At 58.9% G+C, this 15,104-nt stretch carries 13 protein-coding genes; 4 read left to right on the top strand and 9 right to left on the bottom strand.

Annotated features, from left to right (window positions below; translation table 11 throughout):
- Positions 1-66: 66 nt before the first annotated feature.
- The 4 genes from glgB to LG281_RS17485 form a co-directional block, all read right to left on the bottom strand.
- Positions 67-2,292 carry a 1,4-alpha-glucan branching protein GlgB gene (glgB, locus tag LG281_RS17500; RefSeq protein ID WP_404403014.1) on the bottom strand — a complete coding sequence of 742 codons (2,226 nt, stop codon included), beginning with the start codon at positions 2,290-2,292 and terminating at the stop codon, positions 67-69.
- A 121-nt stretch (positions 2,293-2,413) separates the two neighbouring features.
- Positions 2,414-4,873: a glycogen/starch/alpha-glucan phosphorylase gene (locus LG281_RS17495; RefSeq protein WP_404403012.1), complete on the bottom strand. Its 2,460-nt coding sequence runs from the start codon at positions 4,871-4,873 to the stop codon at positions 2,414-2,416.
- Between the two features lie 399 nt (positions 4,874-5,272).
- Positions 5,273-6,364, bottom strand: a complete 1,092-nt coding sequence (locus LG281_RS17490) for a sensor histidine kinase (protein WP_404403010.1) — start codon at positions 6,362-6,364, stop codon at positions 5,273-5,275.
- Between the two features lie 74 nt (positions 6,365-6,438).
- Entirely contained in the window at positions 6,439-7,236 is a 798-nt protein-coding gene (locus LG281_RS17485) for a response regulator (RefSeq protein ID WP_404403008.1), read from the bottom strand.
- Positions 7,237-7,397: 161 nt separating this feature from the next.
- Between LG281_RS17485 and LG281_RS17480 the strand changes: the two genes are divergently transcribed.
- Together LG281_RS17480 and LG281_RS17475 are read left to right on the top strand one after the other, a co-directional pair.
- Positions 7,398-7,604, top strand: coding sequence for a NepR family anti-sigma factor (locus LG281_RS17480; RefSeq protein WP_404403006.1), 207 nt, complete (start codon positions 7,398-7,400; stop codon positions 7,602-7,604).
- A gap of 10 nt (positions 7,605-7,614) precedes the next feature.
- A complete protein-coding gene (locus LG281_RS17475; RefSeq protein WP_404403004.1) occupies positions 7,615-8,166 on the top strand; it encodes a sigma-70 family RNA polymerase sigma factor in 552 nt (183 codons plus the stop codon).
- 28 nt (positions 8,167-8,194) lie between these two features.
- On the opposite strand, the gene LG281_RS17470 is transcribed toward LG281_RS17475, so the two are convergent.
- Together LG281_RS17470 and LG281_RS17465 are read right to left on the bottom strand one after the other, a co-directional pair.
- Positions 8,195-8,404, bottom strand: coding sequence for a hypothetical protein (locus LG281_RS17470; protein ID WP_404403002.1), 210 nt, complete (start codon positions 8,402-8,404; stop codon positions 8,195-8,197).
- Between the two features lie 154 nt (positions 8,405-8,558).
- Positions 8,559-9,194: a PRC-barrel domain-containing protein gene (locus tag LG281_RS17465; protein WP_404403000.1), complete on the bottom strand. Its 636-nt coding sequence runs from the start codon at positions 9,192-9,194 to the stop codon at positions 8,559-8,561.
- A gap of 638 nt (positions 9,195-9,832) precedes the next feature.
- Between LG281_RS17465 and LG281_RS17460 the strand changes: the two genes are divergently transcribed.
- On the top strand, positions 9,833-10,315 hold the full coding sequence (locus tag LG281_RS17460) for a DUF805 domain-containing protein (protein WP_404402998.1): 483 nt from the start codon (positions 9,833-9,835) through the stop codon (positions 10,313-10,315).
- On the opposite strand, the gene LG281_RS17455 is transcribed toward LG281_RS17460, so the two are convergent.
- The 3 genes from LG281_RS17455 to LG281_RS17445 all read right to left on the bottom strand — a co-directional run bounded on the left by LG281_RS17455 (position 10,281) and on the right by LG281_RS17445 (position 14,346).
- A complete protein-coding gene (locus LG281_RS17455; RefSeq protein WP_404402996.1) occupies positions 10,281-11,486 on the bottom strand; it encodes an NAD(P)/FAD-dependent oxidoreductase in 1,206 nt (401 codons plus the stop codon). The two genes, LG281_RS17460 and LG281_RS17455, sit on opposite strands and share 35 nt — an antisense overlap.
- Before the next feature lie 66 nt (positions 11,487-11,552).
- Complete coding sequence (locus LG281_RS17450; RefSeq protein ID WP_404402994.1) at positions 11,553-12,221, bottom strand: L,D-transpeptidase; 669 nt, start codon at positions 12,219-12,221, stop codon at positions 11,553-11,555.
- A gap of 316 nt (positions 12,222-12,537) precedes the next feature.
- A complete protein-coding gene (locus LG281_RS17445) occupies positions 12,538-14,346 on the bottom strand; it encodes an ABC-F family ATP-binding cassette domain-containing protein (protein ID WP_404402992.1) in 1,809 nt (602 codons plus the stop codon).
- A gap of 189 nt (positions 14,347-14,535) precedes the next feature.
- On the opposite strand from LG281_RS17445, the gene LG281_RS17440 reads away from it, so the two are divergent.
- Positions 14,536-15,060 carry a TlpA family protein disulfide reductase gene (locus LG281_RS17440; protein ID WP_404402990.1) on the top strand — a complete coding sequence of 175 codons (525 nt, stop codon included), beginning with the start codon at positions 14,536-14,538 and terminating at the stop codon, positions 15,058-15,060.
- Positions 15,061-15,104: the final 44 nt, after the last annotated feature.

The following is a 15,104-nucleotide window of genomic DNA, read 5'->3' as shown; positions in this document are numbered from 1 at the left end:
CGCCCTTCAAAGGCGTTCCCCGTGCCTTCGTTCCGGGCATTCTTGGTTTGTTATTTCCGCCGGCTCCTAACCCGGATCGTGCTGCAGGATCAGCGTCGAAAGCGGTGGCAGCACGATGTCCGCCGTGGCGGGAAAGCCATAGTCATTCCCTTCGGTCGCGGTCACGAGCCCCTGATTGCCCATGTTCGAGCCGTGATACCATCCAGCGTCGGTGTTGATCCGCTCGATCCAGCGCCCCGCCGCCGGCATCGGCATGCGATAGGGCTCGCGCGGGACGGGTGTGAAATTGGAAACGACAACGACCGGAGGACTGTCCGGCGCCTTGCGTACCCAGGAAATGACCGAATTGGCGTGATCGTTCGCAACGATCCACTCAAAGCCCTCCGGCTCGCAATCGCGCGCATGAAGCGCCGGGAGCTCGCGATAGACAGTGTTGAGATCGCCAATCAATCGCCGCACGCCCTCATGCGCGGGCGCATCGAGGAGCCACCAGTCGAGCGCCTTGTCCTCGGTCCATTCATCGCGCTGGGCGAATTCCTGCCCCATGAACAGAAGCTTCTTGCCCGGATGCCCCCACATAAAGGCGTAATAGGCCCGCAGGTTCGCAAATTTCTGCCAGTCGTCGCCCGACATCTTGGAAAGAAGCGAACCCTTGCCATGCACCACTTCATCATGGCTCAGCGGCAGGATGAAATTCTCCGAGAACGCATAAAGCAGCCCGAAGGTCATGTCGCTGTGGTGGTATCGCCGGTGGATGGCATCGCGCTGCATGTAGCGCAGCGTGTCGTTCATGAAGCCCATGTTCCACTTGAACCCGAACCCGAGGCCGTCCGCATAAGTCGGCGCGGTAACCCCCGGCCAGCTTGTCGATTCCTCGGCAACCGTGAAGCTTCCCGGATGCTGGCCATAAGTCTCGGCGTTCACGCGCTTTAGGAAAGCGACGGCTTCGATGTTCTCGTTGCCGCCATACTGGTTGGGAATCCACTGCCCCGGTTGGCGCGAATAGTCACGATAGAGCATCGACGCCACCGCATCGACACGCAGGCCGTCGATGTGGAAATTTTCCAGCCAATAAAGCGCGCTGTTGGTGAGAAAGGCCGAGACCTCGCTACGGCCAAAATTGTATATCGCCGTGTTCCAGTCCGGATGATAACCGACGCGCGGGTCTTCATGCTCGTAAAGCGCCGTGCCATCGAAGCGCGCAAGACCGTGTTCGTCTGTGGGGAAATGCGCCGGCACCCAGTCCAGGATGACCCCAAGCCCAGCAGCGTGCGCCGCATCGACGAAGCGGGCAAACCCTGCCGGATCGCCAAACCGCGCTGTGGGTGAGAATAGCCCGGTGGGCTGATAGCCCCAGCTCGGATCGTAGGGATGCTCGGTAATCGGCAGCAACTCGATATGGGTGAACCCCATATCGATGACATAGGGCACCAACTGCTCGGCCAATTGATCGTAAGAGAGGTAAGTGCCATCCGGCTTGCGCCGCCAGGAGCCCAGATGCACTTCGTAGACCGACATCGGCTCACGGCGGTAATCCCGCTTGTGCCGCTCGGCCATATAGCGCTCGTCGCCCCAGTTATGGGGCGTAGGATCCTTGACGACCGATGCCGTATGGGGCCGTAGCTCCGACTGCTGGGCAAGAGGGTCGGCTTTAAGCGGCAGCCTTTCTCCCCTGTAGCCGATGATCTCGTATTTATACTCGGCGCCGGGGAACACGCCGGGAACGAAGATCTCCCAGATCCCGTTGCGGTTGCGCATGGGATGCCGCCGCCCGTCCCACGAGTTGAACGAGCCGATGACGCTCACCCTCTGCGCATTGGGTGCCCAGACCGCGAAGTGCGTCCCCTCGACATCCTCAAAGGTCATGAAATGAGAACCGAGCTTGTCGAAAAGCCGCAGGTGCGAACCTTCGCCGATATAATAATCATCCATCGGCCCGAGGACAGGACCGAATGAATAGGGATCTATGACGTCCCATTCCCCGCCGGCATTGGCGGCGTGGAGCGCGATAGGCCGGCGCGCCTTAAGCGCCACCTTACCCTCGAAAAAACCATCCGCATGACGCCGGTCGAGAGTGCCCAGCGCCTTCCCCGAAAGATCGCGCACCTCAAGGGTTTCTGCACCGGGAACATAGGCCCGTGCGACCCAGTCCCTGCCGATCTCATGGAGTCCGAGAACGGAAAAGGGATCGCCATGCTGGCCTGCCACGATCCGTGAGATTGCGGTGTCGTCTGTCTGCCAGTCTGTTTGCGCTTTGGCCAATTCTTCTCTCCCCCTCCGATGCCGTTCCATCGTCCTCATGCGTGATTGAAAACGGGCGATGTGGAGTGCCGGTATCCGGCTCCACTCGTCGGATTATGTCAGAGTGAGAATGTGCCCCACCGCCCAGCGCTGTACCGCAATCTCCTTTTCGCTAAGCCCTCCAGATATCCTGCGTATATTCCCTGATCGTGCGATCCGACGAGAACCATGCCATCCGCGCCGTATTGCGGATCGCCATCGCGTTCCACCGCCTGCGATCCTCCCAGATCGCGTCCACGTCGCGCTGTGCATTGAGATAGGCGTCGAAATCGCGCGCAACCATGAACCAGTCGTGATCGTAGAGCCCATCCATGAGCGCACGGTAACGGCTCCGGTCGTCCGGCGAAAAGACGCCGCCTGAAATCGCTTCGAGAACCTCACGCAATCGCTGACACTGATCGATCACCTCGCGCGGCGAACGGTTTCGCGCGCGCACCTCGGCAACTTCCTCAGCAGTCTTGCCGAAGATGATGATGTTTTCTGGCCCCAACCGCTCGCGCATCTCGACATTGGCACCGTCGAGCGTACCGATTGTCAGCGCGCCGTTGAGCGCGAACTTCATATTGCCGGTACCCGATGCTTCCATTCCGGCGGTCGAAATCTGCTCGGAGAGGTCCGCTGCCGGGATGATGGTCTCGGCGAGGCTCACATTGTAGTTGGGCAGATAAACGACCTTCAAAAGCCCGCGCACCGCCGGGTCGTGATTGATCACCTTGGCGACGTCGTTGATGAGCTTGATGATGAGCTTGGCGTTCCAATAGCTCGGCGCCGCTTTGCCCGCGAAAATCTTGACGCGCGGCACCCAGTTCTTTTCCGGATGCGCGCGCATCATGTTGTACTGGGCCACTGTCTCCATGATGTTGAGAAGCTGACGCTTGTATTCGTGTATGCGCTTGATCTGCACGTCAAAGAGCGCATCGGGGGAAACAGAAATGCCCAACCGCTCCTTGATCACCGCGGCCAGCCGTTCCTTGTTCTTGCGCTTGACCGCACCGAACTGTTCCTGGAAACCCTTGTCTTCGGCGTGGGAGTCGAGCTTGATGATCTGCTCGATATCGTCCTTGAACTCCGGCCCGATGCGCTCCGAGACAAGCTTTGTCAGCTCTGGATTGCACTGCATGAGCCAGCGGCGAGGCGTGACGCCATTGGTCTTGTTGTTGATGCGATCCGGATAAAGCGCATGCAGGTCTGCAAAGACCGTCTTTTTCATAAGATCGGTATGAAGTGCCGAAACGCCGTTGATCGAATGCGAACCGACAAAGGCCAACTGCCCCATACGTAGGCGCCGCGTACCGTTCTCATCGATGAGCGATATCGACGCGATCCGGTCGCCGTTGATGCCCTTGTCGCGCGCTTCCTCGAGGACCATGGCGTTGATTGCGTAAGCAATCTGCATCTGCCGTGGCAGGAGCCGTTCAAGAAGCGCCACCGGCCATGTTTCGAGCGCTTCGGGCAGAAGCGTGTGGTTGGTGTAGGCGAAGGTGTTCTTGGTGATCCGCCAGGCTTCGTTCCAACCAAGACCCTGAACATCCATCAAAAGCCGCATCATTTCGGCGATGGAAATCGCAGGGTGCGTATCGTTGAGTTGAATCGCGACCTTGTCCGGGATCGTGCCCAGATCGCCATATTGCTGCAAATGGCGACGGATGATGTCCTGCAGCGAGGCCGAAGAGAAGAAGAATTCCTGGCGCAACCGCAATTCCTGCCCAGCGGGATTGGAGTCCGCCGGATAGAGCACCTGGGTAATCGCCTCTGCCTTGGCGCTTTCCTCAAGTGCCCCAACGTGGTCGCCCGCGTTGAAGCGATCCAGGAGGATGGGGTCTATCGGTTGCGCGCTCCAAAGCCGCAGAGTATTGACCCGCGCACCGCGCCACCCGACAACCGGCGTATCGTACGCGACCGCCAGAACATGCTCCTCTGGATGCCAGACTTGCCGTACTGAGCCATCCGGCTGCTGGACCGGTTCGACATGACCGCCGAAGCCGATCTCGTACGCGCTTTCGCGGCGCTCGAATTCCCAAGGGTTGCCGTGAGCCAGCCATTCCTCGGGGATTTCGACCTGCCAGCCGTCCGACATTTCCTGCCGGAAAAGCCCGTGCACATAACGGATCCCGTAGCCGTAAGCCGGAACCTTGATCGAGGACATGGATTCAAGAAAACACGCTGCAAGACGCCCGAGGCCGCCATTGCCGAGCGCCGCATCGGGCTCGCGCTCGATCAACTCGTCCATATCGACGTCGAAGGACGCGAGCGCTTCGCGCATTTCATCCATCAGGTTGAGGTTGGAGACGGCATCCCGCATCAACCGGCCAATCAGGAATTCGAGGCTGAGGTAGTAGACACGCTTTTTGGAATTCCGCCATGTATCGCGCGTCGATTCCATCCACTGATCGATGATGCGGTCCCGGATCGTAAGAATGGTCGCCGTCAGCCAATCAGTACGGCGCGCAACGATAGGATCCTTGCCGACCGAATAAGTCAGCTTCTCAAGGATTTCGTTCCGGAGACTTTGAGCGTCATTGGTGCGCGGCTGAGGCGTGGGAGCATCGTAGACGATAGGCTTTTGCGGCATGTCGCAACCCGTGGTTCATGTCTTAATCCTCCCCTCAGAGACAGTTAGCATTGCACGAGAGAAAAAGACTTTCCAGCACCTTTTGTCGCAGTCTTCCCCATTGCGAACGCCGCACTATGGGCTGCGATCGAAAATTTGCAGTCCTGTGGGAACCCGAAAGGCATGCTCTGCGTTTTGAAAATGCCGATGAAGGCGCCCCTATCTTCATCGTGCCCAAGCCCTAGCTAGAGGATTGCCACCAAGGTGATCCTCTTTTTTTTCGCCGGCATGGAACCCATTGCGGGAGATTGCATTTATTCAGGCGAACGGAGGTGTTTCCCCCAAACCCTTCGTCGTCAGAAAGGCCGGTTGCCCGAAGGTAACCGGCCTTTCGCTTTCTGTCCGGACAGGGAGTCACGATCACGCCAGATGCGCGCCATCGATCCGGAGGCTATAGCGTAGCGCGCCCTCATTGCGCATGACTCTGCCGGTTCCCTCGACCGCCAGCGGCACGACATTCTCCAGGAACGCCAAAGTGAGCGGTTCAAGGTCAGTTCCGTCCTTACCGTCGCTTTCGATCCACTCGAGCATAAGACTGCGCATGCCTTCGGTATCCGTCATAAGCCGCGCCTCGATGTCGATATGCCCCTTCACGGAAACGAGTTGGCCATGCTTGACCGCATTGGCGGCGAGTTCATGGATTGCGAGCCCGACATAGAGCGCGGCGTTGGGCGTGATCACGATGTCGTCTCCCGACAAGGTGACAGGCAGAGCCTTATCGCCACGGAAAAGCGCAATCTGTCGCGCCACGAGATCGCTCAAAAGAGCGCCGTGCCAGTCGCGGTCCGTTACAAGGTCCTGCGCCCGCGCGATCGCCTGCAGACGTCCTGAAAACGCAGTCACGAAGCCCGGCAGGCTCGTCGCGCTACGCGCGGTCTGCGAGGCCAGGCTCAAAATGATCGCGAGAAGATTCTTGGAGCGATGGCTGACCTCACGCAACAGGCTCTTGAGTTGCACCTCGCGGCGCTTCTGATCGGTTATCTCGATGAGCGTCGAAAAGATGCCGATCACCGCACCGTCGGCGCTACGGTCAGGATCGATCCAGACGTCGAACCAGCGCACCTCGCCACTGAGGTTTACCGGCAACTCGAACCGCTGCGGCTCGGCTGTTTCGAGCACCCTGTTCTTGACTGTCGTCAGCCGGTCCGAAGCGAGTCTTGGCAGAAAATCGCTATCCGTGTGTCCCAGTACCTGCGTATCCTCAAGCCCGCGCGGCAGGTTTTCGGCCCATTGATAGATGAGACTGGTGGATTGGTAGAAGACTGAAACCGGCGTGCGCCCGAGCGCGCGCATGACGAAAGCGAAGCGGCGGGAACGATCAAGCTCGTCGCCACCGGTCGCCGCACTATCCGGGCGGGTTCCGCGTTGCGCAGGCTTACGTTCGTTCTGGCCATCAGGCTTTACTTTGGGACGCTCTTCTGGCGCCCCCTCGTTCCAAACCTCAGCGTGCATTGCTCGCTAGCATCCATTTTCCTGCGTCCGCCGCCCCAGACAAAAACTCAACCGGTCATCCCCAAAACGTATGCTCAAGCTGCTTGCTCGATCTGCTCGGAGAAGAAAAGCACCTGACTGATCAGTGCCTTGACCATATCGGGTTGGAACGGCTTGGTGACAAGGAAGGCCGGCTCCGGCCGCTCGCCGGTCAGAAGCCGCTCGGGGAAGGCCGTAATGAAAATGACCGGCACGCTGACACTCTTGAGAATATCGTTAACTGCATCGATGCCCGAAGACCCATCGGCAAGCTGGATATCGGCAAGCACGAGCCCCGGACGCCGCTCATTAAAAAGTTTGACCGCCTCTGCATGGGTACGGGCAACGCCGGTGACGGTGTGGCCGAGCGTTTCCACCATCTGCTCGATATCCATCGCAATCAACGGTTCGTCTTCTATGATCATAACGTCGGTGGCGACCTGTTCGGCCATTTCGACCGCCGCCTCATCGATCAGCGCGGTAAACTCTTCCTCGCTCACGCCGAGAATTTCGGCGCCCTCCGCATGTGAGAACCGCTCGACGGCGAGGAGCAGGAACGCCTGCCGCGGCAATGGCGCGATCGCCGTCAGGCTCCGGCGGGCCTGTTCTTCCCAGCTGTCTACTGCTGCGGGGAAATCGGAAACATTGATGTCGACGGACTGCCAGAGCTGCGCAAAAACCTTATAGAGCCCAACCTTGGGATCGAGATGCGCGGGAAAAAGCGATCTATCGGCCACCAGCGCCTCTAAAGTAGCACCGACGTAGGCGTCTCCTCCCGCCTGGGTACCCGTCAGCGAACGGGCGAACCGGCGTAGATAGGGAACATGGGGTGCAATCACTTCCGCAAGTTTCATTTAAGGAGCTCCCTCGCAAACATCGCGCCCGCCTTGCGCCGGGCGGGCTACGGTTGACCATTAACGGCGCGGGAACCCGAAAGTTCCAGCCTCATATGGGAACTTTTTTCTATTGACCTCGTTAGAGCCCCACGAAACGGTACCGCAAACGGGGTAACTAAGTGACGCAAGCCAATCAGAGCAAAAAGCCGGAGCACGCGCCTCTTGAGGAGCCTAAGCGCGAAAAGCCCCGGCTCGGTAGCGATTCTCAGGCCTTTATCGGCTCCAAACTGCGTGAGCTTTACGACGATGTCGTCGCCGAGCCCGTGCCGGATCGTTTCGTCGAGCTGCTCAAGAAGCTCGGAGACGACGAAAAAGCGTCCGAATAGGAGGCCCGTCATGCCCAGCTACGATTTCCGTAGTGAGCTGCTCGCCGTAATACCCAATCTCCGCGCCTTCGCCATATCTCTGGTGGGGACCGCTGACAAGGCCGACGACCTCGTGCAGGAAACACTCGTGCGCGCCTGGGACAAACGCGACAGCTTTACCCCCGGCACGAATCTCAAGGGCTGGCTCTTCACCATTTTGCGCAACGAATTCTACAGCCAGATGCGCAAGCGCAAGCGCGAGGTATCCGATCCCGAAGGCGCCCTCGCCGAAAAACTATCGGTGCATCCAGAGCAGGTCGGGCGCCTCGACATGGACGACTTCAAAAAGGCCATCCGCACGCTGCCAGATGACCAGCGCGAAGCGCTCATCCTAGTTGGCGCCTCGGGCTTTTCGTATGAGGAAGCAGCGGAAATCTGCGGCTGCGCCGTCGGCACAATCAAAAGCCGTGTCAGCCGCGCGCGCAGCCAACTTTCCAAAATCCTGAAACTCGAGGGCGACGGCGAATATGGTCCGGACGCCGTCGCAGTGGGGGTTATGAATCTCAATTCGCCTGCGGCGTGACTGCGGGTCGTTATCCGGCCCTTATTTATTAGTGTTGCCGGGTGAACCGAAGCATCTCTTCGAGCGCAAGGTCGGCGTCGCGGATGATCGCCGGATCCTTTGCGCCGGCATTATGCTCCTTGATGCTTTTCAGAAGTTCGATCTTGCGTGCGTTCGAGAGTATAGGATCGCGCGCAATATCCATCGGCGTCCGGCGCGAATGCGTTGGCCGGGACGTAAAATGTGCGTTCTGAGTCATTTTTGAGAGGCCTCCCTTCCTCACACTGGGAAAGATATTGAAAGCCTATCGGTTCCCCATGACAAGAACATTGATCCTGCGCAAATAATAGGAAAACAGCGTCAAAGGCCGGCCGAAACCGGCCCCTTTCTATTATGGCATTGAAATCGCGCTGCTATTGCTGGGTCATTTCACCTTCGGCTCCGGCGTCCCCCTCGGGAAGCATTGCGTCGCCACCTTCAGGTGCCATCGCTCCCCCTTCGGGTGCCATTGCGTCACCGCCTTCGGGCGCCGGTGCCATCGGGTCGCCGTCCATCGGGGCAGCCGCGCCGCCCTGTTCACTTGCGAGCCATTCGGCACGGTTAAATTCCGCAGCGTTTTCAAGCTGCTCGCGCGTCATCGAAGACACGAGCCGCTGCTCGCCGTTTGGATCCATGCCGAGTTCAAGGTCGGCCCACTTGATGGCGACATCTTTCTGACCGATGCCGAGAAAGCCGCCGACGCCGACAACAACGGCCGCAATCTGTCCGTTTTCACCGAGCACGAAGTCGTTCACCTCGCCGATGGTCTCAGACTCTTCGCCAACACCGGTGAAGATGTCGGCTCCGATGATCTCGGTCGCAAGCCAGCCATCGGCATTGATTCCGGCTTCCTCTGCTTCAACAAGCGGCTCCTGAGGTGGCTCGGGCTGTAATTCTTGAGGTGCTTCCGCGCCCGGTTCCAGCGGCGCGGGGGCCACCGTATCCTGGGCAAGGGCACCACCCACTACGCCAAGTGCGAGAGCACTGGAGGCAAGAAGCTTGATGTACATCTTTGTTCTCCTTTGTCGCTAGATCGCAACGTCGGGCCCTGCTTCAAACATTGCACATGCTCGGGCAGAACCTGCTACTAGCCAACGGAGGACAGCATTGCGAGTTCCGCAAAATCAGCCAACTTTCTGCACTTTGCGTGGCCCGGGAACCTGCGTCCAAGCGCGCGCGTTGGAAATGGTTGAGCCAGCGGAATTTATGGCTCAACAAAGGCAAAAACATCCCGAGTTCGGCACGTCTTCGCCCCAGCGCCCCCACAATTGCGGGCTATCTTTGCCACTTGCGTTCCCAAAGTGAGCCGCGACGTGACAGACACTCCCATAAGAACTCATTCCCGTAAGGGCTTCGCCATCGGATGGATCGCGATTGTGGCCGTTGGCGCCATCGCCTTTGCGCTTGCTTCCCTGCCGATGCGGCATTCTCACGAGACGGCAAGGCTTGCCGACAGCACTTATGTGACACAGCCCAAAGCATCGAGGGGCTAGCGCCCGAGTTCCAAATCGTCCGGCATTTGCCGCGAATCGCTGGAAAGGCTAAACTTCCCGGCAGAACATTGCGCACGCCACCAGCGATGGTGGTGTTTTTATGACTGTTCGGGCCAAACAAATAGCCCAAGTGAGCATATAGATTTTGGACTTAGATGAACATAAAACTTTTTACGTCATTAGACGGACGAATTCCTTTAACGCGCTTCTGGATCGGACTTTTGACCATCTGGGGTTTGTCGTTGGCCTTCCTGTTTTCTATAGTATTAATTTCCTTCAAAACTAATACTGGAATGATAGACTTTGAAACATCCAGGATCGTTCTGACGGCACTATCTGTGGTGGCCATTTACCCCATACTTGCAATATTCGTTAAGCGCCTTCACGACCGCAACAAGCCCGCCATAATCTGGTTGCCGATTTTTTGGGGGCCAGGAATCGTCGGCCAGATTGCCCAGTTCTTGGGGTTCAATCTGAGTGCCGTCACTCTGAGCAGAACACAAATGGTGCCGAACTTACCCGGGATAATCTATTCTGTGATTGCCTTTGTCATCGGACTTTGGATGATCGTTGAGCTTGGCTTCCTCAAAGGAACCACCGGCCCTAATCGCTTCGGCCCCGATCCTTATCAGCAATAGCCTGCCCCGCGCTCCATGCGGATGCCCAGGCCCATTGGAAATTGTAGCCGCCAAGCCAGCCGGTCACGTCGACCGCTTCGCCGATGAAATAGAGCCCCGGCACGGCCTTGACCGCCATGGTTCTGGCGTCCAGCGCATTCGTATCGATGCCGCCAAGCGTGACTTCCGCCGTGCGGTAGCCCTCCGACCCAACCGGCTTGACCCGCCAGTCCGCGACCGCCGCAACAAGGCGTGCGAACTGAGGCTTGGAGAGGTCGGCGAGATTACCTGCAATTCCGCAATCCTCGACGATCTTCTGCGCGAGCCGGCGCGGCAAGACTTCGGCCAATGCGTTGAGGACAGATTGCTTGCCGTTCGCGGCGCGCGCAACCTTCAACCAATCCGCCACGTGGCGGCCCGGAAGCATGTTCACCGAGATTTCGTCGCCCGCTCGCCAGTAGGACGAGATCTGCAGGATAGCCGGGCCGCTCAATCCGCGATGGGTGAAGAGCATCGCCTCGTCGAACCGCGTCTTGCCGTGCGCTACCCGTGTATCGACCGCGACGCCGGCAAGGGGCTTGATCGTCTCGAGCAGACCCGTTTCGAACGTTAGCGGAACCAATGCCGGGCGCGTTTCGACGACCGGAACTCCGAACTGTTCGGCAATCCTATAGGCAAAGCCCGTCGCACCCATTTTGGGAATCGACTTACCGCCTGTGGCGATGACCAGTGAAGCGCATCGCACCTGACCGCTGCTGAGCCCAACCAGAAACCCATTCTCTTCACGCGTGATGGAGACCGTTTCCGTTTCGAGTTCCAGAACCGCACCGCCGGCATTCATCTCGGCGAGCAGCATGTCGATGATCTGTTGGGACGACCCATCGCAAAATAGCTGGCCGAGTGTCTTTTCGTGGTACGTGATGCCGTAGCGCTCGACCAGACCGATGAAATCTGCGGCCGCGTAGCGTTTGAGCGCGGAAATTACAAAGCGTGGATTGGCTGAAAGGAACCTCTCGGGCGCTGTATGGATATTGGTGAAATTGCACCGCCCGCCGCCCGAGATCCTGATTTTCTTGCCCGGTGCATCCGCGTGATCGGTAAGGAGCACGCTGCGCCCACGCTGTCCGGCAACCGCTGCGCACATCATCCCCGCCGCCCCGGCCCCGATCACGACAACGTCGAACTCTCGCATAATCTCTCCACGAAAAAGGCCCCGCACGGCAGGGCCTTCTACACGTTCGGCAACGAAAAGGAAAAGTCAGATCACCCGTATCGGTGCCCCGGGCGTGACTCGGTCGTAAAGATCGATGACGTCCTGATTCATAAGCCGTATGCAGCCCGACGATACGGCCTTGCCAATGGTCCAGGGTTCCGGTGTCCCGTGCAGACGATAGAGCGTATCGCGCCCGTCCTGGAAGATATAAAGCGCCCTAGCGCCGAGCGGATTGTCGAGCCCCGGAGGTTGACCATTACGCCATTTCTCGAGTTCAGGTTCGCGCGCGATCATCTCCGCCGGCGGCGTCCATGTCGGCCACCGCTTCTTGTGATTGACGTAACCGCCTCCCGACCACGCGAACCCCGCACGACCAATACCGACGCCATAGCGGACGGCCTGACCACCGTCGCGCACAAGATAAAGATACCGCTGAGCGGTATCGACGACGATCGTGCCCGGGCGTTCGGTGGTAGGATAATCAACAACGCGGCGATAATAGGCAGGATCGACATAACGCAAATCGACTGCCGGAATCGGATAGGGCTCGCTGTAGATCGGCCCATACATGTTGAGATAGAATGGGTCGAATTGCGGCACGGCCGGGCTGGGCTGCGGAGACTGTGTCGTCGTGCATCCCGCCAGAGCAAGCGCCGACAGGCTGCCTGCGCCCAAAAGAAAGTTCCGGCGGAGGATCGTATGGCTCTTTGTCATAACTCACTTTTTCTATTGGATGCCGCGGGAAAGCCCGGCGAGGTAATGCAATCGCCACAAGGCGTGACCGAGGAGGCAACCTCCGCAGCAATCGGAAAGAGGGGCAAGGTGCCGCGAACCTCAACAACACTCTTCGTGCCTGCAAATATTGATACCCGGCCCTCCGGAACACGGAATATGCGATAATAATTAACAGCGTCCAACCAATGACTTACGAGTCATTGCGCACGCTTGTGCCACACTGATCGGGAAATGGTTTATTTTGTGGCAACCTTGGCCCGGCTCGCGAATATGTGACCGGGATTGCCCCCTTGAGCTAACCTTCAAGCTCCTCGCGCAGCAATTCGAGTTCGAGCCACTGATCCTCATATTCAGTCAGCTTGTCCTGCGCTGCGACAAAGGCCTCAGTCGTCCTCTCGAAAAGTGCCGGATCGCGGTTGTAGAGAGCCGGGTCGTCGAGCGTTTTCTGGAGGCCGTCCATCTCCGCCTTGAGCGCGTCCATCTGCTTGGGCAGCGTTTCGAGCGCGTGCTTTTCCTTGAAGCTCAGCTTGCGTTTTTGCGACGTCGGCGTGGATTTTGGGGTCTGTTTGGGCGTCGGTACGGCCTGCAGTTTATCGACAGCCCGCGCCTTAACACCCTCCCCGCGCTGCGCGACCATATCCGAATACCCACCTGCATATTCCGCCCAGCGCCCGTCACCTTCCGCGACAATTACAGACGAGGCGACCTTGTCGAGGAAGTCGCGGTCGTGGCTCACGACAATCACCGTCCCCTTGTAGTCGGCGATCGTCTCTTCGAGCAGATCGAGCGTTTCGAGATCAAGATCGTTGGTCGGCTCGTCGAGCACGAGCACATTGGACGGCAGAGCAAGCGCCCGCGCCAGCGTCACCCGGTTCCGCTCGCCGCCCGAGAGCTTTCCTACCGCGGTGCGCGCCTGCTCGGGGGGGAAGAGGAACTCCTTCATATAGCCGATGACATGTTTGCTCTCGCCGTTGATGGTGAGCGTATCGCTGCCCCCACCGGTTAGGACGTCTTTAAGCGGCATATCGGGATCGAGCGTGGCGCGGCGCTGGTCGAGCACCGCGAGCTCCAACCGCGTGCCGAGCCGGACGGAACCGCTATCGGGCGCAAGATCGCCTATGAGCATACGGATGAGTGTCGTCTTGCCCGCACCGTTAGGCCCGACAATGCCAACACGCGCGCCGCGCATGATCCGCGTCGAGAACGTGTCGACCACCAAACGATCGCCAAAGGATTTGGATATCTCGTCAGCTTCAACCACCAGCGCGCCGGAACTCTGTCCCTCCGAGACGGTCATCTTCACATTACCCTGCGGACCGCGATACTCGCGCACCTTTTTGCGCAGATCGGACAGCTCATGCATGCGTCGCACATTGCGCTTGCGCCGCGCAGTGACGCCGTAGCGCACCCAATGCTCTTCGGCGACAATCTTGCGCGCCAGCTTGTGCTGCTCTTTTTCCTCCTGCTCAAGGAAATCGTCGCGCCACGCCTCGAATCCCGCGAACCCCCGATCGATCCGCCGCGTCTCGCCTCGGTCGATCCACACGGTGACCCGCGTGAGATCGGAAAGGAACCGCCGGTCGTGGCTGATGAGGACAAGGGCCGATTTCATCGACTTGAGTTCGCTTTCAAGCCACTCGATCGCCGGCAGGTCGAGGTGGTTGGTCGGTTCATCGAGCAACAGAATGTCCGGCTCCGGCGCCAGCACCCGCGCCAAAGCCGCCCGACGCGCCTCCCCGCCCGAGAGCGATTTTGGATCTTCGCTGCCGGTCAGCCCCAATTGTTCGAGAAGATATTGTGCGCGGAATGGGTTGTCGGCACCCTCCAGCCCATCCTCGACATAAGCAAGCGTCGTCTCATATCCGGAAAGATCGGGCTCCTGCGCCAAATACCGCACGGTCGTCCCCGGCTGAAAGAAGCGCTCGCCGCCATCCGGTTCGATCTCGCCCGCAGCGATTTTCAAAAGCGTCGATTTGCCCGACCCGTTCCGCCCTACGAGCGCGATCTTGTCGCCGGGCAGGACAGAGAGGTCCGCGCCGGTAAGCAGTTCGGTGCTACCGAGAACGAGACGGATCGATTGCAGGGCGAGAAGCGGTGGAGCCATAGGTTTCGAGAGCGCTTTCCAGTGCCTTGCCTCTCCTTGAATGACGGGTTCAACCCGTCATTCAAGGAGAGGATAACAAGGCCACGTCAAAGAAAAATCTGGGACCGGCACGATTTGGCCGGTCATCAAGGTGACATGTCCGCCCGCGAGATATGACGGGGACGGCGCGAACACAAGAGCAGTTGCAAAATGGTTTATCGGCGGACCGCACAGAATAAGCGATTACAGGTCTTCGCAGTGCTGTTTATAGCGCTGCTGTCGGCAACCGCGATTGCGCAGGACCGTCCCAACCTCGATGCGCTCTCTGTCGTCAACTCCAGCGGCACCCAGGCGCGCCTCGCGGCTTACCTCCCGGATGGCCCAATCATTCTGCATTTCTGGGCGACATGGTGTATTCCTTGCCGCGAGGAACTGCCGCAAGTCGATGCTTTCCGCCGGGTGCTCGCGCAAGATGGACTGTCGGATCATCTCATCGTCGTGTCGGTCGATAAGCTGGAGTTTGCTCAAGTCGCCACGTTCATTGAAGACGACTTGGCCATCGGCCTGGAAACCTTGCTGGTGACCGACGGCAATCCAGGCGCGATATTCGGACTTTTCGGCTATCCTTATACTCTGCTGCTCGACGCCGATGGCACGATTGTCGAACGTTTCCCCGGTGCCATCGAATGGACCGCGCCAGATATATCGGCACGTCTATTCGCGCATGTCGATTAGCTCGACCGAGTACCCCTTGCAGAAAGACACCCATCAGGTGTCCA

The sequence above is a fragment of the Pelagibacterium halotolerans genome, assembly GCF_044811015.1.
GTDB classification, from domain to species: Bacteria; Pseudomonadota; Alphaproteobacteria; order Rhizobiales; family Devosiaceae; genus Pelagibacterium; species Pelagibacterium halotolerans_A.
This window is presented reverse-complemented; position numbering and strand designations above follow the sequence as displayed.